Here is a 26,191-nt window from a genome sequence, read left to right as displayed (position 1 = left end):
CTATGATGTGTAGATATTCTCCATCTGATAGGCGTCGAGTGATAGGAGTTCGCTGTCCTGTCCCTGTGAACGCAGGGAGACGCCAGTGCTGTCTTCGCGTCCGGGATAGACGCGTAATGCCACGCATTGTTTGCCGTTTACAAATACTTCTACGACGCTTTTATCGACAAATACGCGCAATTTTAAGGTTTCGTCCGGTTCGATATGGACCGAACCGGTTTCTGGCGCGCGGGTGCGCACGTCGGGTAGGATGGAGGAGCACGATGAGTCGATTGTGATCAAGCTTTTCTGTGTGTTGAGGGCTCGATTTCTTAGCCCGCGATCTTTGAAGAACATGATGCGCGTGACTTCTTCTTTGTTGGGTGACCGCAATACGTCCATTTCGACCATGGACGCGTTTTTGGTATCGATTTCAGCGACGATCTCCATTGCATTGCCCTGTATGTTGTCGAGTACGATCTCGCTATTGGCAGCGAGTGTCATGCGTCCTACGTGCTGGTGATCGCGGCGCAGGGATTCTATGTCGCCCGCTGGTTCTATGCGTATATCTTCTTCTCCGATGAGGGTCATTTTGCGGGGCAAGGTCATGATCTGGTTCCAGTTTTCTGTTGGCTTGCCCGGGTTCATGTTGAATATGACGATGATATTGCCATTTCCATCCGGGGTTGCCGAAGGCGCGTGTACGCCACAGGGAGCAGAGGGTCCGAAATTGCATTTGTCGTGCGCTGTTACTACAAATTTGTCGCGTTCTTTGTCGTAGTCGCCCAGCAGATATTGCCCTCCGCTTATGTGGCTGTAAAAGAGCAAGATATGGCGATCTCCAATGGGCCAGAAATAGGGGCAGGCGCCGTCGTCGCCAACGATTGTGAAGAGGTCGTCTTCGACAAATGGATGCAAATACGTCCAGTTCGCCAGGTCGGGTGAGCGGAGCAGGAAGTTTGCGCGCTTGGGTTTGCCGCCCGGTCCGGGCAGGGTGCCGCCCGAGAGGGAGTAGTAAAAATCGCCTTTTTTCCAGATGCACGGATCAAATACCCGATAGGGCGGTGTGGAGCCATCGGGGTTTTTCATGGGGATTACGGCCTGTCCGGTTACTTTTTCCCAGTTCAAGAGCAGGGGGTCGCTGGATACGGCGACCATGTTGCCAACCATGGTGCCGTGATACATGGCGATGACGCGGTCGTCTTCTACAAATGTTGAGCCGGAAAAACAGCAGCGTTCGGGGTTGGGATAGATCGCATAGGGCAGGTCTTCCCAGTGGATTAAGTCGTCGCTGATGGCGTGCCCCCAGTGCTGACGTGGGTCTTCGGGGGGATATGCCTGGTAAAACAGATGCCATCGCCCCTGCCAGAAGCAAATCCCATTGGGGTCGTTGAGTGTGTGTTCTGGGTTTACGTAGTGGTAGATGGGTCTGTGGGGGTCGCCTTCATAATTTTTTCGCGCTTCGTTCATCCGCTGTAATAGCGGATTTGTAGCGAGGGCTTCGCGCTGTTCTTCGAGTGTGTTTGGAAATGTGTGGTGCGGTACGAGTGATGTGTAATCTGGTGTGTCGCTCATGGTGCTTTGTCCTTTCTGTTTTAGGGAATTCTCATGGCTTCCAATTCGGGATGTGCGTCCCAGTGCGCCCGAATCCGCTGTCCCCAGTTGCCGATTTGACGGGTGGGTCGCTCGTGTGAGATTTGCCGCCGTTCCAATCCCGCTTCAAATTTCAGTAGTGCCTGGCGGCATTGCATCAATAATGCGCGTTTGTTTTGGTCATGGGCGAGATTTTGCGTTTCTCCCGGATCGTTCCTGAGGTCAAAAATTTGTTCGAGGCCGATGCGTTCGGGGTCGGGTCCGGGTGGGAGCAGGTCTTTTTCATCTCCGTAGGGAATATACTCACAGACGTATTTATATCGATCGAAAAGCAGGGCGCGTCCCCAGTAGTTGCTTTCGACAAAGCCAAAGTCGCGCCAGGGCATGTCCCGGCCTTCGACGAGGGGGCGCACGCTCATTCCACGCGCATGCTCGGGTGGGTCGATTCCGGCATAGTCGCATACGGTGGGTAGGAGATCGACGCCGGAGACAAAGTGTTTGTGATCAAATGCGCCTTTGGGGATGTTCAAATTGTGTCCGAGGGATGAGACGATAAAGGGTACGCGAATGCTGGCTTCGTAGAGGGAGAATTTCTGGAACATCTGGTGTTGTCCAAAGGCTTCGCCGTGATCTACGCTGAAGATGATTACAGTGTTGTCCGCGAGGCCGCTTTGCTCAAGTGCGGTTAAAATCAGGCCGATTTCGCTATCTACTTTTTCTACAAAGCGGTGGTGATGCCATATAAATGTTCGCCATTGAAGTTCGCCCCATGTTTTCATGGCGCGCAAGATGGGCCAGTGTATCAGGCATTCGTCTATGCGCCTGCATACGCGGTGTAAGACGGTTTCGCGCGTGTCGTAATTGAAATTGTCAGGGAGAGGGGGTAAGTCCTTTTCGGTGAGCATGCCCCGGGTTATGGCGTCGGGCATTTCTTTTGTTTCAAAGTTGTGGCCGTATTCGCAGATGTCGTGGGGGTTGACGTACCAGACTTGCAGATAAAATGGGTCGGTTTTGTCACAAGTGGTTAAAAAATCTACGACGGCATGGGTCATTGCCGCGTCGTAGTATTCGCCGCCGCCTGCCCCGATTCGCTGTTGGCCGTAATAGAGGACGTCGAAGCTATCATATACGTTTCGGCCATCTACGTGCCATTTGCCGCAGTGGATTGCGCGGTGGTCGCTTTGTTGTAATATCTGGCCGAGGTCGGGTATGTCTTCGTGCAGATGGCCGCCGTTGAATGGGGTGCCGGCTTCTGAGGTGTATCGCCCGGTCATCCAACTCGCTCGCGCAGGGGCACAGACGGGGTCGCTGCTATAAGACCGCATAAATGAGATGCCGTTGTTGTGCAGGCGGTCGATGTGTGGCGTTTTTACATGTGTGTTGCCGTATGCAGATATGACATCCCAGGTGTGCTGGTCGGTGTTGATGAACAGGATATTGGGTCGGTCGCTCATGCCGCGTCTCCTGAAGCGAATCAACGAATAGACGAATCAACGAATACATCGTGCTTAGACAGATTGTAGTAGTTCATCTACCTATATACGTAGTCTCTCTATCCGTTCTATTGTTGGTCATGTACCTGGCCTTCTAACACAAAGGTTTGGAATGTGGTTGATGCGATGATGACCTGTCTTTGTTGATCCATCCACCAGTACGAGGGTAGCATGCCCGTGCCATAGACGAAGAAGCCGGAGAGTTTCAGGGTTCTGTCGCCGAGTGGTAGAGTGCAGTCTTCCATGTAGCCGATGTGTGCGGGTGTGCGGACTTTTTCGAGGTCTTCCAGGATTGTGAGGGAGATTTTTTCGCCGGAAGATTTTAACTGGTGTGCGAGTTTTGGGATGACGTCGAATAGCGTCCAGTTGCAGGTGATGGGGTGGGTGTTTTCGAGATGACCGATGGGTAGGGTTGTGTTGTTGACGACGAGTGTGATTCCCTGTGATGTGATGCGTCCTTCACAGGTGAATTGGCGATATTTATCTCCTGCACCATTGGTCGCTATTACGCGCCAGGTGTCTCGCAGGGTGCAGAGGTCGTCGTCCGCACAATAGAAGTCGAGGTGCAGATTTTCGCCGCTTGTGGTGTTGAGAAATTGGATGTCGTAATGCCAGTTTTTCGATGGTTCGCGCTTCCGGTTGATTACTACTTCGCCAATTGTCAGGTCGCGCATGGGTTCTCCACCGCCACGCCCTTTGTATCCTTTCCAGTAGTTCGGGAGGACGGTGTATTTTTTTTGAGATGCTGGCGTAGTGTCTCTATTTAGTATTTCGATCAATTGCTTGCCAAAATGCGGAGTCTGACTTCTGCCATCGTACTGAAATGACCAGTGTATGTGATCGGATGTCATTGGATGCCTCAATCAGACACTGGCGTGATTTTTAAGACGAGCGCGTGGTCGCATGGTTTTTCTGCGGGGAGTTGGACTTTTAGTCCGCGCATTGTTTGCGACCATTTTAACGTTCCTGCTCCCAACAGTTCGACTTTGTCGATTTGTTTGGTTAGCAGACGCAGGGAGGAGCCGAGCGATTGGATCGTCACTTCATCTTTTTCAGGTATTGCCAATACGGTTGCGTAGAGGATATCCCCTCGCGTGGTGAAGCGGATGTCGCGTTCGCCAAACATCTGTCGCTTTGTGTCGGTGAATGAACCTGTTGTGACTTCTGTGGGACCTTCGCCAAATACTTTCCAGGGGCGCGAGTCGTAGATCGCTTCGCCGTTTACGGTGAGCCATTTGCCGATTGCGAGCAATAGGGCCTCTTCTTCTTCGGGGATTGTGCCATCTGCGCGCGGTCCCACGTTGAGCAAGAGCGCGCCGTTTTTGCTTACGATATCCACGAGGTCGCCGATTAGTTGCGAGGCGCTTTTGTATCCCCGTTCTTCTTCGATATATCCCCAGGATTTTCTCGCCACACAGGTGTCGGTTTGCCAGAAGTGCGGGTTGATGTCGTCTAATTGTCCACGCTCAATGTCGTAAACTGCGACCTCTGGGGGAAAGGTATCGTGTTTGTAATTGATCGCGACACCGCGATCCCATTCGGCTCCGCGGTTGTAATAATAGGCTGCAAAACGCTGTACGTAAGACGCGAAAGCGGGTTCTTGTATCCACCAGTCAAACCACACGATTTGCGGGTGGTATTTATCGACCAGTTCGCAGGTGCGCGCGAGCCAGTCGTCTAAGAATTCTTCGTTGGGCTGGCTGTCTCTCGGCTGCGCGGGTCCGTATAAGCCCGCGTATTGTCCGTCCTGTACGTCGGAGTCAAATTGCATCCCGCCATCCATGAACCACCAGTGTTCTGCGCGGTGTGTCGATAGGCCAAATATCAGCCATTGTTTGCGTACGGCTTCGGCGAGTTCGCCAATGAGGTCGCGTTTGGGCCCCATTTTGCTCGCGCACCAGTCCGATAGGTCGGTGTCGTACATGGCAAATCCATCGTGATGTTCGGCTACGGGGACGACAAAGCGGGCACCGGCTTTGCGGAATAAGTCTGCCCAGTGGTCGGGGTCGTATTTTTCCGCTTTGAACATGGGGATGAAGTCTTTGTATCCAAATTTGCTGTGTTCGCCATAGGTCGCTTTGTGATGCGCGAATTCTCTGGTGCCTTGTTGATACATGTTGCGGGGGTACCATTCGCTTCCATAAGCGGGTACCGCATACACGCCCCAGTGGATGAAGATGCCAAATTTGTCGTTCTGGTACCAGTCGGGGACGCGATAATTTGAGAGTGAGTCCCAGTTCGGTTTAAAAGGTCCTTCGGGTAGTTGTATTGCCATGGTTTCTCCTGTGGAAAGTAGATTATCAAAATTCTACATAAGGCTCTGATTCTATGGGTGTAAATGGTTTTGGGGGGTATTTTGCCAGGATATCTGCTTTTAAATCTACGCCCCAGCCGGGTCCCTCAGGGGGTACGCAATGGCCGTCGATTACTTCGATGGGTTGTGTGAGGACTTCGTTGTAGAGGCCGATGGACGATAGGAATATTTCCTGCATCAGGCTGTTGTGTATGCAGAGGTCCAGATGCAGGCTGGCGATGGTGGAGATTGGTCCGTTGGAGTTGTGTGGGGCTACGGTTACGTAATATGTTTCGGCCATTGCCGCGATTTTTTTCAGTTCGGTGATGCCGCCCGCGTGACAGATGTCCGGCTGGATGATGCCCACGGCGTTCAGTTCTAATAGTGCGCGGAATCCCCATCGGGTGTACAGTTGTTCGCCCGTTGCAATGGGTACGCGCACTTCATGGGCAAATTGCGCGAGGGCTTCGGGGTTGTCCCATAAGATGGGTTCTTCCATCCAGGCGATGTTGTATGGTTCGAGTGCTTGTGCGACCCGGCGCGCACTCCAGATGTTTAACCGTGCGCGTATGTCAATGCCGATTTCGACTTGCGGTCCGGCGGCTTCTCGCGCGGCTTCTACGAGCGCGACGCCGTGTTCTATGCGGTCGATTTTTGCGACTTGTTCTCCGGCAAAGGGATAGAATTTCAGGGCTGTATAGCCTTGATCTACGACCTGTTTTACGCCTTCGAAGATGCCTTCGGGGGTGTTTCCCTTTCTGGGCCAGCCGTTGGCGTACATGCGTATTTTGTCGTGGGATTTGCCGCCGAGTAATTCATATACGGGTACGCCGAGTGCTTTGCCTTTGATGTCCCATAGGGCGAGGTCAATGGCACTGATGGCACTGGTGGTTACGGGTCCGCCAGACCAGGTGACGCGCCGATATAGAGATGTCCATAGTCGTTCGATTTCAAAGGGGTTTTTGCCGATTAAATATCGCTTGAATGCCCCAAATTCCGCTATTAGTCCTTCGTCCTTGTATTGCAAACTGGCTTCGCCCAATCCGTATATGCCGGCGTCGGTTTCGATTTTTACAAATGTCCAGTTTGTTCCACCGTGTCCCGGTGTGCCCATACGCATGACGTGTAGATCGGTGATTTTCATTCGTGCTCCTTTATTCTTTAACGTCAATAGCTATTTCCTCTGGTTTGTCCAGTTGTGGGATCCACTCGTATGGCACGCGATAAGCGCGATAGCACGTTTCGTGGGGGCTGATAAATTCCCATACAATTTCGAGTTCGGGAGTTACTTCAAAAAGCCGACCTCCTGCCCCTTCGCAAATCAGTGTATTGCCATTGGGCAGGCGCTGTGCAGAACTCCACGGTCGGCTATAAAAACGGCAGGCGCGGATCCGGTCGCCATCCGCCTTGAGCGCGGAATACTCCCACACGAATTCCAGTGTTACCGGATCGAATTCTACCACACGAGAATAATCTCTTACCGCGTTCATCCTCCCGTTCGGAGCACCCGGATTCGGTGCGCCATATCCAGCAGCCCCGCCATTGTCGAATACCAGGATATTTCCTTCGCCGGGCAAGCCTTTTGGTATCATATGCGCGTGATGCAGTCCAATGATCCAGCCCAATGCCCGCAGTTCAGACGTCAGTGAATAATCCGGTCCGACTTTCCACGCGATTTTACCAGTCTCTTTGCTGATTACTGCGATTGTGTTGGTGTGTCGTCCATCCCAGATAAAATTATCTGGATGAAATCGCTCATCACCGGCATCATACCATTTGTTTGGTCCCAAATAGGATACACTGTTGGAGTGTACCCAGTCATAAGGATCTGCTCCGACACGCCCTCCCCGGTAAATCGCATTTTTTGCTTCTTCGCTAAAGTCCATTTCATCAAAGTGATCCACGCTTTGCCATTCCCACACGGTGTCACCGTTCCAATTTACTTCCAAAATACAATCGCCATGCAGTACTCCGGGTGCGATATGTGGCCTTTCCACTTCTCTTGCTGCGAGCACTATTGTATTTCCGCCTTCTATGATGGGATCTAAACCCGGCGCATAATACCCGGTTGGACTGCCCTCGCGCTCAAAGTCGTGGTGTTGCTTGGCGGACCAGATTTTTTTCTTATCAATTTCGATTTGCTCAGTTTTATTGTAGTGCCAGACTTCATTCCCATCCCAATCTATCTGAACGAGTTCGCGCCCCCGTTCCATGCGGGGGCCGTTGTAACGCCGGTCACCGAGTATATACCCCCCAGGCATTATTTTGCCCAGTTGTGATAAATCAAAATGCTTTACCAGATTGCCGTTCATGTCAATTATCTCACCGCCAGCATAGACCGTATATCCATTCCAACTGCGATCGGGATCGTAAACAGATATACCAACCGGTCGGGGAACACCCGTTACGCGTGATGCCATTGATAGACTCCTTTTTTTTTAGACCCCTAAGCGGGATTGATTCTCTTTACATAAACATAGTAGGCACCGGGGGGCGCGTCAATGCCATCGTCAAAATAGGTCTGTACGCGGGTTGAGCCTGCCTTGAGTGATAGATGAAAGACAACGCAGGTATCGCTTTCACCTACTGCTTTTTGTTGGACGATGTCGCCTACTTGCAATTTTGCTGTTTTGATGGCGAGTGCTTCTCCCGGTAATAAATCATCTACATAAGGGACGCCTGTTCTGCCGGGTAGTGCGGCGCAGATCGGTGTGTCGATTTCAACGGGCCAGCGTCGTAGTTCGAATTCGTATTCTCCATCTTGTTCAATGTCGATGGCCCAGTATCCGTTGTCTCGCTCTTTTTGGCGCACATGCCGCTGGCTGTAGATCCCTTCTTTTCCATGCCAACTGTGTGCGGTCAGTGTTGTGGGGTTTTCGCGATTTGATCCGATTGGGATTTCGCTGTATTCGCCAAATCGCTGGGAGATGTCAGTCCACCAATTTTCATAGTCTTCGCACAGTGTTTTTACGATGTCGGGATGGTGTTCTGCTATGTCGCGCTTTTGCTCGGGGTCGCGTTTGTGGTCGAATAGTTCGTGTTGTGGCGCACGCCATGTTCCCGTGTGTACGAGTCGCCAGCGGTCGGTCATGGCGGCGAAGTCTTTGTGTTTTTTGGGGTGGTCGATTTGCTGCTGGTGTACGAATAGGGTGCGCTCGGGCCAGTTGCTATAGGCGTTGTTCAATAGGGGTGTGAGGCTGGTGCCGTCGAATTTTACGTCTGGTGGATTCAGTTCACAGAGGTCGATCAGTGTGGGCAAGATGTCGATGTGTGCGGTTACAGGTTCGATATCGCGACCGCCTGTCAGTTTTCCGGCGGGCCAGTGTATGAAACACGCGTTGCGATGGCCGCCGTCATAGACCCACGTTTTTTTGCCGCGCATGCCCGCGTTATATCCATCTGTTGGATATCCATCCGCGGTTATTCCGGTTCCCATGGATGTGCCGTTGTCTCCCATGAAGATGAGTATGGTGTTTTCTGTCAGGTCATTGTCTGAGAGCCACTGGCGAAGGCGCCCGATGTTTTCGTCGATGTTTGCGATCATGCCGTAGAATCGCGCGCGCTGTTTCGGTATTCCCTGTTGTAAATAAGGTGCGCTGTATTTTTCGTGTACGTTGAACGGGCCATGGGGGGCGTTGGTGGAGATGTAGCAGAAGAATGGGGTTTCATCCGCCTCCATAAATTGCATGGCTTCGTTGAACCATACGTCTGTGCAATAACGGGCGTGCTGTTCGGGTGTGCCGTTTCGGAGATATGTTGCGGTAAAGTTGTCGTTGTCCCAGTAGTCCGGGATTTCTCCAACTACGCCGCCGCCAAAGCTCAGGGATTCCCGAAATCCCCGGTCAAAAGGGCGATAGGGATAGTTGTCGCCCAGATGCCATTTGCCAAAGATGCCGGTGCGATAGCCCGAGTCTGAAAATACGTCGGCGATGGTGATTTCGTCCCGGCGCATGATATACCGGCCCCGCAGGGTGCTCCATACGCCGGTGCGCGCGGCATATCGCCCGGTCATGAGCGCGGCTCTTGTGGGCGAGCACATGGCATCTACGTGATAGTCGGTCAGGCGCACGCTCTGGTCGTATAATTGATCCAGGTGTGGCGTTTGCAATACGGGATTGCCCGTGCAACTCAAGTCCCCATATCCTTGATCGTCGGTTAAGATCAGGATTACATTGGGGCGTTCTATCATAGGCGAGATTCCTTATATGGACTGAGGTCCATTTCTGGATAGGCGTTTTTGATGAGGTTAAGCGTTTCTGGTGTATAGAAGTCGTCGCCGGGATTGGGCCAGCCAAAGAGGCTGCGTACTCTTGCGGTGGTTTTTGTCAAGAAGGGGCGCAGTCGTCCGCGTTCTTGTATGTCCCGTTTTTCCGTGAGTGTCCAGGTGCTGGTGTCTCTGCGGCCCACTGCGTAGAAGAGGACTGCGCGCTGTTTTCTGGGGTTGGTGAATGCCTGTGCTGAATGGGGCGTGTGTGAGCTGTAAAAGAGTACGGTTCCGGTTTTTCCCGTGGCGGTGACGGGTTCGAATTTGTAAGGGAGTTTGCGGATGTCGTCAAAGCGATAAGATGCGTGTTCTGTGCCGAGTGGGTCGCGGATGAGTTTGTTCATTTTGCTGTGTGCACCGGGCAATACGCGGACCGGGGCGCAGTCTGCGTCGTTGTCGGTCAGATAAACCCAGGCCTGGATATGGCCGTAGCGTTGCCATTCCGGGTGCGGGGGTAGCATGGGTTTTGCCCAGTCGATGTGGAAGCCCTGCCAGGGTTCTTTAGGGGTTCCCCGGTCCAAGCGGCCGCTGCGGGCATAGACAAAGCCGTGGTGGTAGTGCATGTCGGGTGTGTCTAAGAGTTGGGAGAGGGCGTCTAAAAAGGGTTCGTGTTCAAGGGTGCGGTCAATGGCGTCAATTCCCGTAGGAATGTCGTGAAACTCCGCACGGGGTCCGCCAAAGCTGCGGCGGCCTTTTGGTCTGATGAGTGTTTCTGCGATTTCGGGATGGGCATCTATTTCGGCGTTGAATTCTTCGTGAGATTTGCCGTAAGCATTTTGTTCTGCGACTGCGAGCGCGGGTGCCAGTTGCTCTTTTGAGAATAGGTCGGGGACTAAGAGATAGCCGTCGCGCTGGTATGATTCACATTGTTCACGGGTCAACATTTTGAGCCTCCTCTATCCGGCGATTACGGGATGCAGGGGGTGTTCCCAGGGTTTGCCGATTTCCATTTCTTCTTGCGCGCCCGCTGCGTCATTTTTGCCGGTGAAGAGGACGTAGTCGGGAATGTAGATGATGGCAAATGCGCGGCGGGGTTTGTCGCTGAGGTTTGGTCCCGCATAGTGGAAGTTGCATCCGTGGTGGAAGGTGACGCCGCCGGCTGGCAGTTCTATGGTTTCGGGTTCGGCGACTTTGTGGCCGCGTTCTTGCATTTTTTGGACGATGCTTTCGCCCTGAGTGGTCAGGCTCACGCTTTCTTGTTTGCCGAATTTGTGGCTTCCGGGGACGAAGTGCATGCAGCCGTTTTCGATATAGACATCATCGATTGCGATCCAGGCGGAGAGTGCGCCCGGACGGTCCATGCCAGACCAGTACGGGAAGTCCTGGTGCCAGTTGGTTTCCCGGCTTTTGACGCCGGGTGGTTTTATGAGTGCGTGGTCGTGATAGATGCGGATTTGTTTGGCTTGTGATAGTCGGCGGGCGGATTCTGCGAGGCGTTTGTTCAGGGCGATTTTTCGCGCGCCTGCATAGTCGGTCCAGAGGTTGACCATTTGATTGAATACGAGTTCGTATTCGGGTCTGCCTCGTCCCGCGTTTTCTGCGCCTTTGATTCTGGCGCGGTTGATTGCTACGGCGTGGTCGAGTGCGTCTGCGAGTTCCCAGAGGTCTTCGGAATTGAAGAAGTTGGGATAGCTGATGAAGCCCTTTTTTTGATATTGCGCGATATCTTCAGGGGTTGTGGGGCAGTCTGTGGTCATTGCTATTCCTCCAGTATTATTTTATTTCCGCTACTTCTACCATTTGTCCGCCGCGTTGCGCCGATAAATAGGTCGCATCGACGATTTGCATGGTGTATAAATTTCCTCGCCCACTGTGCAGGGGTTCTGCGCCGCGCCGCGCGGAGTCCATCAGGTGATTCATGCTTTCACCCATTGCGTGCGTGAAAGCCCCTTCGCGATGGAATTCGCGTGTTTCCTTTTTTCCGTTCAGGGGATGGATGTGCAATGTGGCTGTGTCGTCAAGTACGACTTTTTTGACGGATATTACCGAGCCTTTTGTGGCATCTACGCGCAATCGACATTCCGATAGGGTTAAGCCGTGCCAGTTGGAGATCATGGTGCCGACGACGCCATTTTCAAATTGTACTGTCAGGCTGGTAAAGGTTTCGCCTTTGACGTCTGGATTCCAATGGCGGGTTACGGCTGATACGCTTTGGGGTGGGCTATCTGCCAGTGTGCGGATGCGGTCGATGAGGTGGATGCTGAAGATACTGATTTCCAGGCGCTGTTCCCGGCTTCGCCACCCGCGCACTCGCGTCCGATTTTTTAATTCGTCGTGCGATATATAACGTATGTCGCCAATTTCACCCGAGTTGATGATGTCGCGCATTGCGACGACATCTTCCATGAATCCCAGTTGGTGGTTTACCGCCAGGGTTACGCCCGCTTTTTCCGCTGCTTCGACAAAGGAGACTGCATCGCACAATGTTTCGCCGAATGGTTTTTCGACGAGGAGATGGATACCTTTTTCAATTGCGGGAAAGATTACGTCATGGCGCACAGCAGGGGGTGTTAACAGGCTGATGACATCGACTTCTCCCGATGCGATCATGTCTGCCGCATTTGTAAAGCGGTTGGGTATGTCGTATTGGTCGCAATATCTATTTAGTTGCTCTTTGTCTATGTCGCATCCTGCGACGACTTCTCCCAGGTCGTGCGCGACTTTCCGATATCCCGCAATGTGCCGATGTGCTATCCCACCACATCCTACAATTCCAATCCGATATCCGTTCATTACGAGGTTCCTTATAATTCAGGTGCGCCGTGATTCCACGCAATATAAGACCGCGAGCTTAATTCAATCAGTTTGTCCAGTAAGCGTTTTTGTAATTTGGATTTTAACTCTGCTAAATCCTGGCGGTCCCACAGGTTTTCTTTTTCCCACGGGTCGTTTTTCAGGTCGTAGAGTTCGCCATAGGGTTTGTTCCAATAATGCCCTATTTTCCAGTGCCGAGTGCGCAAACACCGAATGCCCGATGCTTCCATGTACAAATCGTCCCGGTCGTCCAGGTCTTCCGCATGGGACCAATAATGCGAGAGGTCGCGTGATGCCATGTGTTCGGGCACTTCTGCGCCAGCGACCGTTAAACAGGTGGCTGCAATATCAATTGCCGAGATGAGAGACGATTCCTGTTTTTCGCGTACGCCGCCTTTGGGGGGTTTGATTACAAAGGGTATGCGCATGAGCACTTCCATTATGTTTTGCCCTTTTGCCATGAGCTGAAAGTCGCCCATGAAATCGCCGTGGTCGCTGGTGAAGAATATGAGGGTGTTGTCATAGGTGCCGCTATTTTTTAATGCCTGTACGATTGCGCCGATTTTTTCATCTATGAGTGTTACGTTTGCGTAATAAGCGTGTCGCAGTTTGCGAATTTCATCGTTTGTAAAAGGCTGTTGGCGCACGGGTCCGCCTCGAAGTGAGTTGTGCGGGGGTTTTTGTGCCAGCATCTCAAAATTTGTTTCTGGCATGTCAATTTCTGCCGGGTCGTACAGGTCGGCCTGGGGAAGATTGCCACAGTCAATGGGTCCGTGGGGTCCTGGGAATGAGATCCAGCAAAACCAGGGGCGATTTTCGGGCATGCCGCTTTCGATCCATTCGCGGCCCCGGTCGCCCACGTAGTGATCGACGTGGTATTTTGGGTCCGCTTTCCATTCCGAATATCTTCTGATGTCGGGATTTCCCTGAATTAATTCACTGCGGTGCTTAAATCCAGAGTCCCATAACCACTGGTTATAGGAGTTGCGATTTGGATTCTGAGGTGCGGGGCTGTGGCTGTCTATAATATCTTCGTAGTTATAACCCCGTTCAATTTTCGATTCGCCAAAGTGCTGTTTTCCAATTACTGCTGTGTAATATCCCGCTTCCTGTAGATAACTCATGAATGTCTTTTCGTGCGCTGGCAAGTAGGTGATAAAGGTGGGTGCCGCGCACTGGTGGGGATATTTCCCCGTGAATATTCCCGCCCGTGCAGGTACACAGGATGGATTGGGTGTATATGCCCGGGTGAATAGAACGCCGTCATTGGCCAGCGCGTCTATGTGCGGTGTTTTTACCGCGGGGTTTACACTTCCCAGGTGGTCAAATCGCTGCTCATCGGTCATTATGAACAGGATATTGGGTCGATTTTCGGCCATGATGTTCTCACCTGACGACATTTTGACCGGCAAATCGCTCTCTGAACAGGGTCTGGCGAATCGGGGGCATGGATTTCAGGATGCGGGGGTCTGGTCTCAGCAATCTGGCGTGACCGCCATCTACGAAGTTGTAGAGGTTGGCAATGGCAATGCGGTCGTTTTCTTCATTGATCCACGGATACGCGCTGTGTGTTGTCGCTTCTGCAAAAAACAGGACCGAGCCTGCCGGACATGAATAGGTTGTCCAGATGCCGGAATCGGGGTCTTGTATTTCGTCGGGCGCGGTGTACACGGCTTTGTGGCTGCCCGTTACGAGGAGTGTGCCGCCCTGTTTGTGTTTGACGGGGTTCAATTCCCAGACCACGCGCGTATGTGGGCTGTTGGCTTTGCCGGGAAAGGCGTTGTAGTAGTGCGCGTCGCCGGGCAGGCGATATAGTCCATTGCCGTTGTGTGGGCTAAACTGACGGGCTTCTCTTTTGCCTTCATTGCGCCGATTGGGTGCGGTTCTGTACCAGAGTCCATTGGCGGCCAAACTAAATCCATAACAATTGGGGCTTGATAAGCGGGGATTGGCCATGAATTCGTTCATCATGCCGACTACCAGAGGGTGATCTATCAATTTCTGTGTTGGACCTGCCAGCGGGGTGCGTTCGTGTTCGGGGAGCGATTCGGGGTCGAAGTGCAGTTGAATACAATATTCCCGCATTTCTTTGATGTCCTGTTCGCTCAGTACGCCGGGGACTAAGAGCCACCCGTCTTTGTCGAACCGGTACTTCTGCTCTGTGGTCGGTTCGATGATGTCTAACCCATCGCCATTTTTCTTTGGCAATGTATCTGAGTAGTCGTCCATTGGGCTGCCCAGATTTTTGTCGATGATATAAGGTGTTACTGTTCCGTTGCTGTCCATGTCGATCTCCTTTTTATTCACCCGTCCATATACGCTGTTGTGCGCGGGAAAAATGTATCCACTTTTTCGTTGTACGGTTCGCTGAAGAGCGTTTGTCTGAGGGGTGGCATGGATTCGATGAGTTTTTCGGGGGGCAACCACGAATGCCATCGGCTCGCGACGATGTTGTAGAGGTTGAATACGGCGAGGCGATTGTTTTCGGTGTTGGTCCAGGGATGTGCGCTGTGCGTGATTGCTTCGGTGAAGAACAATAGCGATCCGGGGGGACAGTCGTAGGTTTCCCACATGGTTGAGTCGGGGTCGCGGACGGTTTCGGGTGCTGGATAAGCGGCTTTGTGGCTGCCGCTTACAAATAATGTGCTGCCCTGGCCTTTTTTGACAGGGTTAAATTCCCATACGACGCGCGTTAGTCCGCTCCAGGCTTTGCCGGGGATGCACCGGTAAAAGTGGGAGTCCCAGGGCATGCGAAACAGGCCATTGCCATTATGTGGACTAAATCTTCCGGGTGTTTCGGCATCGCGGTAGAACAGGTGGGATGTTTCCAATCTGAATCCATATCGCTCGTCGTTGGCGAGTGGCGGATATGCCACGAATTCATTCATAAATCCGACGATAACGGGGTGGTCAGCCAGTTTTTGCAATGGTCCGCCAAGCGGACAGCGTTCGTGTTCGGGTATGCTTTCGGGGTCTTTGGCCAATCGCTCGGCAAAGGTCCGCATTTCGTCGCATTCGTCTTTTGAGAGTACGCCGGGGATTAAGAGCCAACCATTGCGATCAAAGTCGTATTTTTGTTTTTCCGTTGGCAAGACTACGGGGAGACCATCCGCATTTTTTGGCGTGAGGTCTCTGGCGGATATCGCCATCGGGCTGCCCATGTTTTTGTTGATTACAAAGGGTTCCGACCGGACGATTTTTTTTGTTTCTGGCATAAGAGCCTCCTTTTTTTATTCGATTACCACGATCTGATTCATTTCGACTTTTGGCACGGTAAATGATACGCGCCCGTCCGCTACTGCAAACTCAATATCCTCGTTTTCGGGGGCGAGATATACGCGAGATATGTCGCGGTCTGCTTTGAGGGAGACTGCGATGTCGTATAGTGGGATAATGTCTTCTATTACATTTGTATCGCCCCGTTTGATGGGGTTGGCATACATGAGATGCAGGATTAGCCGGTTTCCTTCCTGGGGTTGGCGCGTTACGTTTACACGGCCGCACGATGGCAGGGAGACCTGCAATAAGGGGTCGTCGTAGAGCAGGTCAATGCAATTTTTTACCAGGTCGCGGTGCAATTGCATGCCCTGGTCGTCATAGACTCTGAAGATGGGTTGTGCGATGTGGATGATGTTGCCTTTGCGTATGACGGAGGGCCAACCCGCGTCGCCTTCATAAGGGGTGTTTCGATGGGAGCAGAATTTTCCGTAGGTGCGGTTAAAGTACGGTTTCCAAGCGGCTGCGAGGATTTCGCCGTCTGTCACTTTTGTGGTTACGCCGGATTCATAGACGAGGAATGGGGTGCGGACCAAATTTGCGGCGATGGCGTCGCCGACGACTACGTATTCTATATCGTTGGGCGAGATCCCGGTATATTCTGCGCCGATGTCATACGCAAAACCTTTTCCCGAGGGGTCCAGGCCGCTTTCGCCGGACGATAATAATTTTCCGCCATTTGCCAGAAATGTGTCGATTTTTGCTTTTAGTGCGTTATCCACGCGCACGCTGTCTGGTAGAATTAATAGCTGGTAGGGGGATAGGTCCATTGTTTCGTCGAGCATTAAGAATGGGATGTGGTTTTCCATGAGCATGAGTCCGGCGCCGACTTCGCTGTCTTCCAGGTCTCTGTCTTTGTGTATTCCCGAGGGTGCGAGGATCGCCACATCTGCTACGTGTTCGGCACCTTCCAGCCAGGGTTCGCGTTCTTCAACGCGTTTGTATGCCTCGCCTATGATGCGATAGGTTTCTTCGTCCATCTCACCTTCTGGATGGAGTTGATCGCCTACCATACAGCGGCAATTTAATGAGATGATTTGTCCGACTTCATATTCCAGTGCGACTGGATTTTTGAAGCCGCCAAATTCGCCCCACATGCGATGGAATTTGCCCGTTTGTGCGATTGCGTTGCAGTCGGGCAGGTTTGTGAAGTAGCGCGCGTTTGTCGGGAAGTGGTTGTATCCCCACATGCCGGTTGGCAGGGATTCGATTTCGTGGTGCGACCAGTAGGGGTAGAGGTCGTGGCGTCCCTTTTTGTCGCTTCCGTTGTGATAAATTGTGGCGTCGGGATTTCGGCTCCAGATAATGTCCGTGGTTTTGGATAGATAGTCTTTGTACACATCTTGTGAGTGGATAATCCGATCTCCAGCGTTATTGGGGTCGAGTCCTTTTTCGTGCATGCTGGCGATACACCAATCACAGGTGCAAATTTCTTCCCCGGTGATGTCGAGAAATATGCCAGAGGGATTGTACATGTCCATTACTTCTGTCAATACGGGCAAGACACTCGCGTCCAGATAGGGCGTGTTGCAACACAGGCGATACCATCCGCCGTGTGGCAGTGGGGTATGGGGGTGCATTGTTGGCCGTCCCACATAGCCCCCGTCGGGTCGCCTGACGCGCCATTCGGGGTGTTCGCGGGCAGCTTTTTCCTGCCATTGTACGGTGATATAGACGGGCATGTTGATGTCGGCTTTTTTGGCTGCGGCGAGCATGCGTCCGACGAGGTCGGTTTGCAGGTTGGGATGTTCCATATCCGTTTTTGTGGGGTAATAACACCAGCCGTGATGGCATTGTGCAAAGATGGTTATGGAGTTTACATGGCCTTTTTTCAGGGTGCCGATGAACTGGTCTTCGTCAAATTTCCCACCGACATTTGGACAGTGTTCAGAGGTGTGAAAGTCCAGGTGTACCTGTCTGTAGCGGAGTTTGGCGTTTTTCATTGTTTTTCCTTTGCGGTATTGGCATCTATCGTTTGTAGTAATGCATTCATTTGCTTGCGCGTTTGAGGTATGTTATCGCTGTTGAAGATTTGTTGTTCTATTTCGTTTGTCAGGCCCGCTTTTTCGCGTTCTTCTTGTAGCAGTGCTCTCATTTCGGATACTGTTGAGGCGTATTCAAGGTCTTCGGACACATCCCGGGTTTCGCTGGGGTCTTTTTGGGTGTCGAAGAGCTGGTAGTGGTCGTAGTTGTGGTTGTACCAGATGAGTTTGAAGTTTTTTGTGCGTACGCCGCAATTTGCCAGTTCGCCGTCGGGATGGATGTCAAAGTGTTGATAGTAGAACGCGGTTCGCCAATCGTCCGGCGTATGTCCTCGCAGGAGGGGGACCAGGCTTTGTCCCTGGATGTCTGCGGGGATGGGCTGCCCGGCGTATTCCAAGAAGGTCGGTGCATAGTCGAGGTTGATGACCATGTCATTTGTGTGGGTTCCCGCTGCGATTTCTCTGGGGTACCGGATTAAGAAGGGAACTCGCAGGCTTTCTTCGTACATCATTTTTTTATCTACCCAGCCGTGTTCGCCCTGAAACATCCCGTTGTCTGAGGTATATGCTACAATTGTATTTTCGACGAGGTCCTGTTCGTCGAGGTAGTCGAGGAGTCGCCCAATATTATCATCTATCGATGCCACGCAGCGGAGGTAGTCTTTGATGAAGTACTGGTAGTTTCTGTGTTTTTGCTGCTGCATGGATAATCCTTCGGGCATGGCGTCCCAGTGCGTGATATTCCATTGTTCATGTACGGTTTCGAGCTTGACTTGCAATGCTTCGGGAGGTACCGGGCTGTCTCCGAAGTTGTGGTCAAATGTCTCTGGTTCGGGGATTGTTTCATCCTGGTACATTGTTTTGTGTTTTTCGTCCGGCTCCCAGTTGTAATGGGGGGATTTAAAATGACACAGGAGCATAAAGGGTTTTTCGGGGTTTCGCCCTTTGAGCCAGTCCAGGCATTTGTCGGTTACCAGGTCTGTCGAATATCCCCGGCTTTCTTTCCATACGGGACCGTGTTCGCCGGGTTCGATAAATCTGGGGTCAAAATAAGAGCCTTGATTCCACATGACGCTGTAGTGATCAAATCCCGTTGGTATGCTGTGCAGGTGCCATTTTCCGATGATTGCGGTTTGATACCCCGCGTCCTGTAATAGGCGGGGGAATGTTTGCTGTGTGCCGTCAAAGATATTTCCACCAATGGATGTTTGTCCGTGGAGATGTGCGTATTTTCCGGTTAAGATAGAGGCGCGGCTGGGCGAGCACAAGGAGTAGGTTACGTAACAATTGTCCAGGCGCATCCCTCCGTGGGCAATGCGGTCCATGTTGGGGGTGTGGTTGATCTGGCTGCCGTAGCAACTCAGGGCGCCGGTTCCATGGTCGTCTGTCATGATGTAGAGGATGTTGGGGCGTTTATCTGGCATTTTATTTCCTTTTTATCCGAATGTCGTCTTCTGTCAGTGTTCGGCCCAGGGCACTGTCCCAGTTCATGCTTTCTTTTTCGGGCGTTGTTTGTATGAATCCGGGCACGCCGCAGATGTACATCTCAGTTGTGCCCCAGTGTTTCGTCTCTTCGTCTATCCTTTGCCTGTTCCTGGTGTTGGTGTGCTGAATGGTCGCTTTCATATAGTGTACGATATAGGCACGCCGAAACCTGTCTGATCTGTTGGGGGTGCTGCGGTGAAATAGGGCATTGTTGAAAAATACGAGGGTGCCTTTTGGCACTTCTACTGGTATTGCTCGTTCTTCCATTTCGTCGGATACGGTCAATCTTTTTTGCAATAAGTACTCATCGCTTTCGACCTGGCTGTGATCTACTACGCCCAGGCGGTGGCTGCCGGGGATTACCCACAGGCATCCGTTTTCTTCGTCTGCATCATCCAGTGCCAGCCAGGTTCCTATGGAGGCTTGCTCTATGGCGTCGCCTATGCTGCTGACGTACGTGTTTCGGAAGTACCAGGAGTCCTGGTGCCACGCGATGGGCCGCCCGGTGCCCGGGGGTTTGAAGAAGTACAGGTCGTTGGGACAGAATAGATCCGATCCTACGATCTGTGTGACTGCATCCAGTCGCCTCGGGTCGCGGATGTGGGATCGCACCAATGCGCTGAACCTGTGAAGTCGCGTTATGCTGTTTAATGATGCAGGTCCAGAAGTCGCTTTGGTTCCGATATTGCGTTTCAGGATTGCTTGTTTCTGTTTTTCTGGCAATACGTCGGAGGTTTCGATGAGTTCTACGAGGTCTTCAATTCTGTCGCGCAGTGCGTCGATCTCATACGTATCGAAGGCTTTTGGTCGGATGAAGAATCCGTCTTTTGCGTAAGCCTCGCGCTCTTCCGCGGTTAAGCCATGTGTTCTGGTGTCAACTGTTGCCATTAAATGACTCCTCTAAAATCCGTGTACCAGGTGTCCCTGTCCAAAGAAGAAGATGCTGTCTATTACGCAGGATAAGAATGTCGCTATGGCATATCCGATTAGCAGGCCGATGAAAAACGGCTGTCCTTTTCTGTAGAGGCGCACGCCACCGATTTTCAGTATGGTCGCTTTGTAGATCCAGATGAGAAATACCGAGAATACGGTTTTCTGCGCCATATAGGTGCCCTGTAGCATGAGGGCTACGGGATGGAGAGGCAGGTGTACGAAGCGGTATTTCATATAGGTGAGTACGGCTGTGATTAATACGCCAGATCCCATGAATAACATGCGCTCTACATCGGGTGCTTCCGGGTTGCGGATCCAGGTTACGGATGCGTCGTAGGACCGCTGTGGTCCGATCAACAGGTTCCACGCGGCTCTGAGGTTGAAGCCGCCGCCGGAATAGCCCATGTATATGGCGTGGAGTATTGCAAATGTGGCACCTGCTACCACGGCGAGGACGATTACGCCGAATAGACGCCCCCGCTCGACCCGCAATGGTGTGGTCAATTTCAGCATTTGCGCGATTGGCGGTCCCAGAAATCCCCGGGTTTTTCCGAACATGGCCCAGAGATAGCCCTGGCATGTCAATGTGGATGCGGTTACTGTTTGCCCGCCCATGATGTGGAGCGGGGTCCAGGTTATTGAGTGGTAGGCTATATCTCCATAAGGCAGTCCCAGTTCTGCGGCGAATCGGGCCATTCCGATGTAGGCGACCGCGGTGAAAAACAGGTACAGGACGACGACCCGGATTTCCATGCCCGCTGCGTGTAGCCACGCTACCATGTATAGCAGGGAGGCTATGAGGGCGATTACCGCCGTGCGGTAGGACATCACTTCCTGAGAATCATCTACATCGGAGGCTCCTTTGAAGACTTTCCGAAATACGGCTTTCAGATGTCCCCGCGCCATCCATAGCCCGAACATGACATAGGCGCATAGTACTCCGAAATTTTGCGACCGCACGGCTTCGCCGCCTCCGTGTCCTGCCGCGATTCCCAGACGGTCAAAGGTTGCGACTTCTGTTTCTGTGAAGAGAAAGAATAACCAGAAGCTGAACAGGGTTTCGACCCGCGCAAAATAGGCAAAGCCTATGACGTAAATGCTGATTTGTACCCAGAAGGGTTTGGCGCCTTCCAGCCAGCGGAACCACTGGCCTTCGGTGTGCGTGGTTGGCAGCCCCGGTATTAAGGGGTAAAAGTACGAGATGATGTTCCAGAAGACTGCAAATATCCCGACCCAGAAACCCACGCGAAAGAGCGGCTGGTTGAGCAAGGAGGGTGTTCCCCCATTGCTTTTATCTACCTGAGCTACCTGCATGCCCACTTCCATGAGCGGAAATTCCAGGCGTTCGTTTTCCACCCATTGTTTTCGCAGTATTACCATCAGGCAGAGGGCCACGCATGCCGCTGCGGCCACAAAGGTCATCCACCAGAATACAGGTACAGCCCAGGATCCCCAGGGTATGGGCTGGCCCGGGGGCAAGCCGTCGTAGAAATAGGTCACGGCTTTGTCTTCGTTGTTCATGATCAGCCAGGAGACCATGTTGGGGTGCAGCAGTTCTGCCCAGCCGTTTTCCGGGGTGGCAAAATAATAGGGCGCGGCAATGGTGCCGACTACGTAGGATGCCAGGCCATAGAATGGGAATAGGGATCCGATCAATCCCATGCCCAGGGCTACGCACAATTGTCCCCGGTTCAGTGCCCACCGCGGTTTTACCCATCTGAGTAGCAGGTTGGTACCTACCAGTACTACAAATGGGAAGAACAGTCCCATCGGGAATAGTGCTTTGTTGTTCTTCGACGCCCGCAAGATCACGGTGGACCAGTTGATGTAGTAGTCCGATGCGACGATTAACAGCAGGCCCGCGACTACGACTTTCCACGATATCAGCTTCGGTTCAGTTGCTGGATGTATTGCCTCCTGAGCAGAAGAAAGAGCCAATTGAGATCTCCATTTACCACCGGCTTCGCAGTGCCAGGCGGGGCGTGTCACGCACGTTATTGGTGGCGGCGTGGACGCAGAAGTGGGCGAAGAATAGTATGTCGCCGCATTTTGGCTCCAGTTCTACGGGTCCGCCGATATCGACGGTGTGCAGGTCTTGTTTTAGCTGCCACATGTATTCGTATTTCTCGGGGTCGGACTCTGCCAGTACGCGAATGGGTTTGTGAGATCCAGGCCACGCAACTGTTCCTCCGCCGTGTTTTTCAATGTCGTTGAGGTATATGATGGAGTTGATGATGAATGGGCCGGGGAGTGTTTTGTGCATTTTGGCTTTTACGCCACCGTCAAAATGCGCCCCTTGCCACGCCCATTCTTCATCTGAGGGAAAGATGTTTTGTATGAGTGTGCCGTCTGGTGGATGAAAGAGATCTACACTTTCGCCGGTTAATTGCGCCATTGCTGCCATCATTTCGGGTGTGTAACAGGCGAGGAGGTCGGGGTGTTGATTGTCGAAGTGTTGGAATAATTTCGATCGGGGTTTGAATCCGGCCTGTAGCGTGGATGCAATCGCTTCGTCTGAATAGTTGTTCCAGGTTTCCGGGGCGTGAGGGTCCATGCCCATGACTTCCCACATTGTGGCTTCACCCGTGCGTGCAATAGCCTCGGGAATCAATCCCGAGGCGAGCAAGAAACCGTCTCGATGGTATTGGTCAATTTGATTTTCTGTTAGGGGTAGTGTTTCAACGGCCATTGCGATTCCTTTCTTTTTGTGGTTTATCAATATAAAAAATGGCGGAAGAATGTCCACTATCCCCTGCACAGGGGTTCAAAGAGGACTGTGTCGCCAATTGCGTAATCGACGGCCTGTACCCAGGTGCCGGGGGATAGGTTCTGAAGTTTGTTATTGTTCGGGTCAAGGTAGATGGTGGTGCGTATTTTTCCGGGGGGCCAGGTGCTCGCGTTTTGAGCGTTTGCTATGACGGTCCAGTAGTCGCTGGTTTCAGTTTGTAGTCGCGTGCCGTGGAGGTTGCCAGATTTTGCCATGATGTGAAAGCCGAGGTCGATTTTGTTGTCTTTGATGGCGATGATTTTTGCGCGTCCCAGGATTGAGGTGACGTCCAGGGTGAGGCGGTGGATGTGGATGTCGAGTTGTTCTGCGGCTTCGATGTGGTAGCTGTGTGCGCGTCCGTCCGGGTTGATGGTGATGCGGTCGCCCGCGGCGATGTCTTCTATATCCTCGACGTCGATGGTGCAGGTGTCCCGGTTGAGGGCGATGATTCGGCCAGTTTGTTGTGCGCGGGGATTTGTGAGGGTTGTTGCCGCGGTTTGAAAGGCGGTTGCGCCCATGGTTGAGATTTGACCGTCTGCGACGACTGCGAGGGCACCTGTGAGGACGACGCCGTTTTCGAATTGGGTTTTGTCGTCAGGGCTGGCATTGGGTGCCCAATAGAGGGCGATTTGTTTGCCTTTTGCGGTGGTGAGGTGGATGCCCGAGGCTGTGGGGTTGTTCGATGGTATGGCTGTGGTGCTGGCGAGGGTGGGGTTGCCGAGGCGGGGTTCGAAGACGAGGTCGATGCAGGTGCTGTCGTTGTCGGGCGTGCGACGCCAGATTACGGGATGGTAGAGGTAATTGGATTCTTCGGGGGTTCCCATGGCCTGTGCCGCACGGGTGTTGACGATCTGGGTGTTTGGAGAAATGTTGAGTTGATGGAGGTCCAGGTGTGCGGCTGGTTCGATTTGCGATTGCCAGGTGCCATGGAAAGTCTGCGGCGCCTGGGCGGTTGTTACGTTGTCCATGTACGCGAGGGCGGTGTGGTCTGGATGGGGTAAATTGTCTGTTTGGGTGCGTGGGATGTTTGGGCCAGCGACTGTGCCAGGTTGAGGTTTGAGGTCCGCGTTGTCGGTTTGGAATATGCCTTCCAGGCCGCGACAGGTGCGCCAGTGTTCTGCGCCGCCCGCGATGCGCGAGAGGTCGAGGAGGGCGATGCCTTCGCCGTCGGTTTCGATCAGGGCGATGAGGCGGCGGAAGGTGATATCGACTTTGCGCCATCCGTCCGATGGGTCGAGTGTCCAGCGGTGGGCCTCGATGTCCAGGACCTGGATGCCGTCGGTAAAGAGGGCGCGTACGAGGTGGCCACGGCCTGCGCTGGTGGGTTCGCCAGATGGCAGGTCTGCCCAGACGGTGTTGTGGGTCGCCCAATGGGCTTCCCAGGGGGATGTGCTTGCCCAGGATTGTGGATAGCCGAGGTCTGTGAGAAAGGGACGGTTAAAGGCGAAGAGCTGGACGTCCAGGAGGTCTCGATGGCGATGGTGCATGGTGTCGCCATAAGCTATGCCCACGGCGGCTCGTTCGGGGGCTTCGGGTGTGCGCAAGATGGCAATGCCGACGCTGTCGAGGATGGTTGGTCCGAGCGCGCGGTGCTGTTTGTTCTGTACGGTGGATTGGATTTCTTTGGTGTGTGGGTCGTTGGTGAAGGTTGTGGCGCGTTCCAGTACGCTGGCGTTCATGGGCGCGTGATAGAGGTCGTTTTCCAGACGGATTGAGTCTTCTGCCTGGATGCCGGCAGAACCGGGGGCAGAGCCGTCGCCGAATTGGAAGTAGGATTTTCCGATCATGGTGATTTCGCACAGTGCCCGGGGGACGCGCGCGCCTCGCGGGTCTTTGAATAGCGAGGGGTACAGAGATTCGGGGTAGGCGTCGGGTTGCTGGGTGCGGAGATTGCGGAGGTGGTATTCCAGGTCGAAGAGGCCGTCGCTGTGGATGGCGTTGTATCCGCCCGTGGCTTCCTGGGGTGTGCCGTCGGGCAGGATGTCATTGGTGCTGAAGACGCGCAGGGTGTCGGGACCTTCTTCATAGACCCAGTCCATGACGTCCCGGGCGTCGGCGCGGTCCAGGCAGCGCAAGAGTATGAGGACGCCCTGGCTTTCGCGCGGCAGGTTGCTGCCTGCACCTCGATCCAGGGTGACCTGCAGGAGGGCGGCGAGCATTTCTTCGATGAACAGACAGGTGTCTTCGGGTTTTTGCAGGGATAGGCCGAATGCCCGTGCGCGTTCGACGAGTTGTGTGTCTTCTCTCAGGAGGGGCCAGGCCGTGTCATAAGCCAGGGCGAGGCTTTCGATGAGGTAGGGGGTGTCGATGCTGTAGCGGATACTGCCCTTTCTGCTCAGGGCGGCAACGGGGTCGGTTTCTTCCGCCCAGTCCGGCTGTCCCCAATCCCAGGGTTCTTCTACGCTTTTTGAGGGTCCATAGCGGAACTGGGGGACCGAGGCGAGGTAGAGTTCTTCTGTGGCGTAGCGCAGGAGCATGAGGCCGAGTTTGCGGGTGCGTTCTTCGTCGAGGTCGCCTGTGCGCAGGCTGTCTGTGAGTGCGTTGATACCGGCGTGATAGGCACGGCACTGGTCGCGGTGATAGGTGGCGGCAAAGAGGTAGATGTGGCCCTCTGCGTCGAAGTAGCCGTATCCGTCGTCTGCATGATCGCCGGAGGTATAGTCTTCTTTTGTGAGGTTGTTGCTGGGATAGATGGAGGCGCAATTGGGGCATTGCGATTTGAAATCGCAGGGCAGGTGGTTGCGTTCCCAGGGATAGAAGCCGCTGTATTTGAAGATGGCGGTGCCGCAGTTTGGGCAGCCCTGATGGCAGTTGGCAAAGTGGGCTTTGGGCAGTTCCGCAGGCGGTAGTTGAGACCAGAGCACATGGTCGGGTTGGGATGACCACCAGGCGAGGGTTTCTTCGTTGAGGTGTTCTGATTTGGGGTCGTTTTGTAGCGTTTGTCGGTTTTTGGTGGGGTGGTAGTTCTGGCCCAGAGGCCATCGGCGGGGCCATTGCGCGCCGTTGTAGGTGTGGGGCTGGCGTAGGTCGTCGAGGGTGCGAACCTGGATGGTGGTTTCTGAGGTGTTGCCGTTGTGTGTTGCGATGAGGGTGTAGTCGCCTTGCTTTTGGGGGGATCGCAGGTAGTAGTAGCGCGCGGTGTCTCGCTCACACCATCGGGTGGCGATGGTTTCAAAGTGGTCGGATGTGAGGGCGATGTTGTCGTCGGTGGCTTGTACAGGCAGGCGGAAGTTGCGGCCGGGAAGGATGACTCTGGGCCGCCAGGGTATGCTGGGCATGGCGAGGTCCTTTGGTTAAGTAATAGATACAATCAGAATATATTGAGAATCGGAATTTATCAAGACCGATTTTGTATGAAGATGATCCTTAAAA

At 53.2% G+C, this 26,191-nt stretch carries 19 protein-coding genes; all 19 read right to left on the bottom strand.

The window, feature by feature from the left end; translation table 11 throughout:
• Nucleotides 1–1,554: a glycoside hydrolase family 32 protein gene (locus F4Y39_19580; GenBank protein ID MYC15932.1), complete on the bottom strand. Its 1,554-nt coding sequence runs from the start codon at nt 1,552–1,554 to the stop codon at nt 1–3.
• A 20-nt stretch (nt 1,555–1,574) separates the two neighbouring features.
• Nucleotides 1,575–3,026 carry a sulfatase-like hydrolase/transferase gene (locus tag F4Y39_19575; protein MYC15931.1) on the bottom strand — a complete coding sequence of 484 codons (1,452 nt, stop codon included), beginning with the start codon at nt 3,024–3,026 and terminating at the stop codon, nt 1,575–1,577.
• A gap of 107 nt (nt 3,027–3,133) precedes the next feature.
• A complete protein-coding gene (locus F4Y39_19570) occupies nt 3,134–3,916 on the bottom strand; it encodes a hypothetical protein (GenBank protein ID MYC15930.1) in 783 nt (260 codons plus the stop codon).
• Between the two features lie 8 nt (nt 3,917–3,924).
• On the bottom strand, nt 3,925–5,340 hold the full coding sequence (locus tag F4Y39_19565) for an alpha-L-fucosidase (GenBank protein MYC15929.1): 1,416 nt from the start codon (nt 5,338–5,340) through the stop codon (nt 3,925–3,927).
• A 25-nt stretch (nt 5,341–5,365) separates the two neighbouring features.
• Complete coding sequence (gene dgoD, locus F4Y39_19560) at nt 5,366–6,502, bottom strand: galactonate dehydratase (GenBank protein MYC15928.1); 1,137 nt, start codon at nt 6,500–6,502, stop codon at nt 5,366–5,368.
• A 10-nt stretch (nt 6,503–6,512) separates the two neighbouring features.
• Nucleotides 6,513–7,778, bottom strand: a complete 1,266-nt coding sequence (locus F4Y39_19555; GenBank protein MYC15927.1) for a thioredoxin — start codon at nt 7,776–7,778, stop codon at nt 6,513–6,515.
• A 26-nt stretch (nt 7,779–7,804) separates the two neighbouring features.
• Entirely contained in the window at nt 7,805–9,547 is a 1,743-nt protein-coding gene (locus F4Y39_19550; protein MYC15926.1) for an arylsulfatase, read from the bottom strand.
• The gene (locus F4Y39_19545) at nt 9,544–10,506 is read right to left on the bottom strand and encodes a phytanoyl-CoA dioxygenase family protein (protein ID MYC15925.1); all 963 of its coding nucleotides are present in this window, start codon (nt 10,504–10,506) and stop codon (nt 9,544–9,546) included. The genes F4Y39_19550 and F4Y39_19545 overlap by 4 nt, the downstream gene beginning before the upstream one ends.
• A gap of 12 nt (nt 10,507–10,518) precedes the next feature.
• A complete protein-coding gene (locus tag F4Y39_19540) occupies nt 10,519–11,319 on the bottom strand; it encodes a phytanoyl-CoA dioxygenase family protein (GenBank protein MYC15924.1) in 801 nt (266 codons plus the stop codon).
• 16 nt (nt 11,320–11,335) lie between these two features.
• Nucleotides 11,336–12,355, bottom strand: coding sequence for a Gfo/Idh/MocA family oxidoreductase (locus tag F4Y39_19535; protein MYC15923.1), 1,020 nt, complete (start codon nt 12,353–12,355; stop codon nt 11,336–11,338).
• Nucleotides 12,356–12,366: 11 nt separating this feature from the next.
• Nucleotides 12,367–13,776: a sulfatase-like hydrolase/transferase gene (locus tag F4Y39_19530; GenBank protein MYC15922.1), complete on the bottom strand. Its 1,410-nt coding sequence runs from the start codon at nt 13,774–13,776 to the stop codon at nt 12,367–12,369.
• Entirely contained in the window at nt 13,763–14,812 is a 1,050-nt protein-coding gene (locus tag F4Y39_19525; protein ID MYC15921.1) for a hypothetical protein, read from the bottom strand. Before F4Y39_19525 ends, F4Y39_19530 begins: the two co-directional genes overlap by 14 nt.
• The gene (locus tag F4Y39_19520; protein MYC15920.1) at nt 14,680–15,591 is read right to left on the bottom strand and encodes a phytanoyl-CoA dioxygenase family protein; all 912 of its coding nucleotides are present in this window, start codon (nt 15,589–15,591) and stop codon (nt 14,680–14,682) included. Before F4Y39_19520 ends, F4Y39_19525 begins: the two co-directional genes overlap by 133 nt.
• Before the next feature lie 15 nt (nt 15,592–15,606).
• Nucleotides 15,607–17,595: a beta-galactosidase gene (locus tag F4Y39_19515; GenBank protein MYC15919.1), complete on the bottom strand. Its 1,989-nt coding sequence runs from the start codon at nt 17,593–17,595 to the stop codon at nt 15,607–15,609.
• Nucleotides 17,592–19,058 (bottom strand): sulfatase, encoded by a 1,467-nt coding sequence (locus F4Y39_19510; protein MYC15918.1) that lies wholly within the window; start codon nt 19,056–19,058, stop codon nt 17,592–17,594. The genes F4Y39_19515 and F4Y39_19510 overlap by 4 nt, the downstream gene beginning before the upstream one ends.
• Before the next feature lies 1 nt (nt 19,059).
• Nucleotides 19,060–20,007: a phytanoyl-CoA dioxygenase family protein gene (locus tag F4Y39_19505; protein ID MYC15917.1), complete on the bottom strand. Its 948-nt coding sequence runs from the start codon at nt 20,005–20,007 to the stop codon at nt 19,060–19,062.
• 12 nt (nt 20,008–20,019) lie between these two features.
• The gene (locus F4Y39_19500; GenBank protein ID MYC15916.1) at nt 20,020–21,990 is read right to left on the bottom strand and encodes a hypothetical protein; all 1,971 of its coding nucleotides are present in this window, start codon (nt 21,988–21,990) and stop codon (nt 20,020–20,022) included.
• Between the two features lie 13 nt (nt 21,991–22,003).
• A complete protein-coding gene (locus tag F4Y39_19495; protein MYC15915.1) occupies nt 22,004–22,741 on the bottom strand; it encodes a hypothetical protein in 738 nt (245 codons plus the stop codon).
• Nucleotides 22,742–22,797: 56 nt separating this feature from the next.
• Complete coding sequence (locus F4Y39_19490) at nt 22,798–26,097, bottom strand: hypothetical protein (protein MYC15914.1); 3,300 nt, start codon at nt 26,095–26,097, stop codon at nt 22,798–22,800.
• Nucleotides 26,098–26,191: the final 94 nt, after the last annotated feature.

The organism is Gemmatimonadota bacterium (assembly GCA_009838845.1).
Lineage (GTDB): Bacteria > Latescibacterota > UBA2968 > UBA2968 > UBA2968 > VXRD01.
Note: the sequence above shows the minus strand (reverse complement) of the source record. Positions and strands in the feature narration are given on the sequence as shown.

Bases quoted from the DNA above. Each gene is read 5' to 3' on its own strand.
- F4Y39_19580 (MYC15932.1), bottom strand. From the start codon at position 1,554: ATGAGCGACACACCAGATTACACATCACTCGTACCGCACCACACATTT.
- F4Y39_19575 (MYC15931.1), bottom strand. From the start codon at position 3,026: ATGAGCGACCGACCCAATATCCTGTTCATCAACACCGACCAGCACACC.
- F4Y39_19570 (MYC15930.1), bottom strand. From the start codon at position 3,916: ATGACATCCGATCACATACACTGGTCATTTCAGTACGATGGCAGAAGT.
- F4Y39_19565 (MYC15929.1), bottom strand. From the start codon at position 5,340: ATGGCAATACAACTACCCGAAGGACCTTTTAAACCGAACTGGGACTCA.
- dgoD (MYC15928.1), bottom strand. From the start codon at position 6,502: ATGAAAATCACCGATCTACACGTCATGCGTATGGGCACACCGGGACAC.
- F4Y39_19555 (MYC15927.1), bottom strand. From the start codon at position 7,778: ATGGCATCACGCGTAACGGGTGTTCCCCGACCGGTTGGTATATCTGTT.
- F4Y39_19550 (MYC15926.1), bottom strand. From the start codon at position 9,547: ATGATAGAACGCCCCAATGTAATCCTGATCTTAACCGACGATCAAGGA.
- F4Y39_19545 (MYC15925.1), bottom strand. From the start codon at position 10,506: ATGTTGACCCGTGAACAATGTGAATCATACCAGCGCGACGGCTATCTC.
- F4Y39_19540 (MYC15924.1), bottom strand. From the start codon at position 11,319: ATGACCACAGACTGCCCCACAACCCCTGAAGATATCGCGCAATATCAA.
- F4Y39_19535 (MYC15923.1), bottom strand. From the start codon at position 12,355: ATGAACGGATATCGGATTGGAATTGTAGGATGTGGTGGGATAGCACAT.
- F4Y39_19530 (MYC15922.1), bottom strand. From the start codon at position 13,776: ATGTCGTCAGGTGAGAACATCATGGCCGAAAATCGACCCAATATCCTG.
- F4Y39_19525 (MYC15921.1), bottom strand. From the start codon at position 14,812: ATGGCATTCGTGGTTGCCCCCCGAAAAACTCATCGAATCCATGCCACC.
- F4Y39_19520 (MYC15920.1), bottom strand. From the start codon at position 15,591: ATGCCAGAAACAAAAAAAATCGTCCGGTCGGAACCCTTTGTAATCAAC.
- F4Y39_19515 (MYC15919.1), bottom strand. From the start codon at position 17,595: ATGAAAAACGCCAAACTCCGCTACAGACAGGTACACCTGGACTTTCAC.
- F4Y39_19510 (MYC15918.1), bottom strand. From the start codon at position 19,058: ATGCCAGATAAACGCCCCAACATCCTCTACATCATGACAGACGACCAT.
- F4Y39_19505 (MYC15917.1), bottom strand. From the start codon at position 20,007: ATGGCAACAGTTGACACCAGAACACATGGCTTAACCGCGGAAGAGCGC.
- F4Y39_19495 (MYC15915.1), bottom strand. From the start codon at position 22,741: ATGGCCGTTGAAACACTACCCCTAACAGAAAATCAAATTGACCAATAC.
- F4Y39_19490 (MYC15914.1), bottom strand. From the start codon at position 26,097: ATGCCCAGCATACCCTGGCGGCCCAGAGTCATCCTTCCCGGCCGCAAC.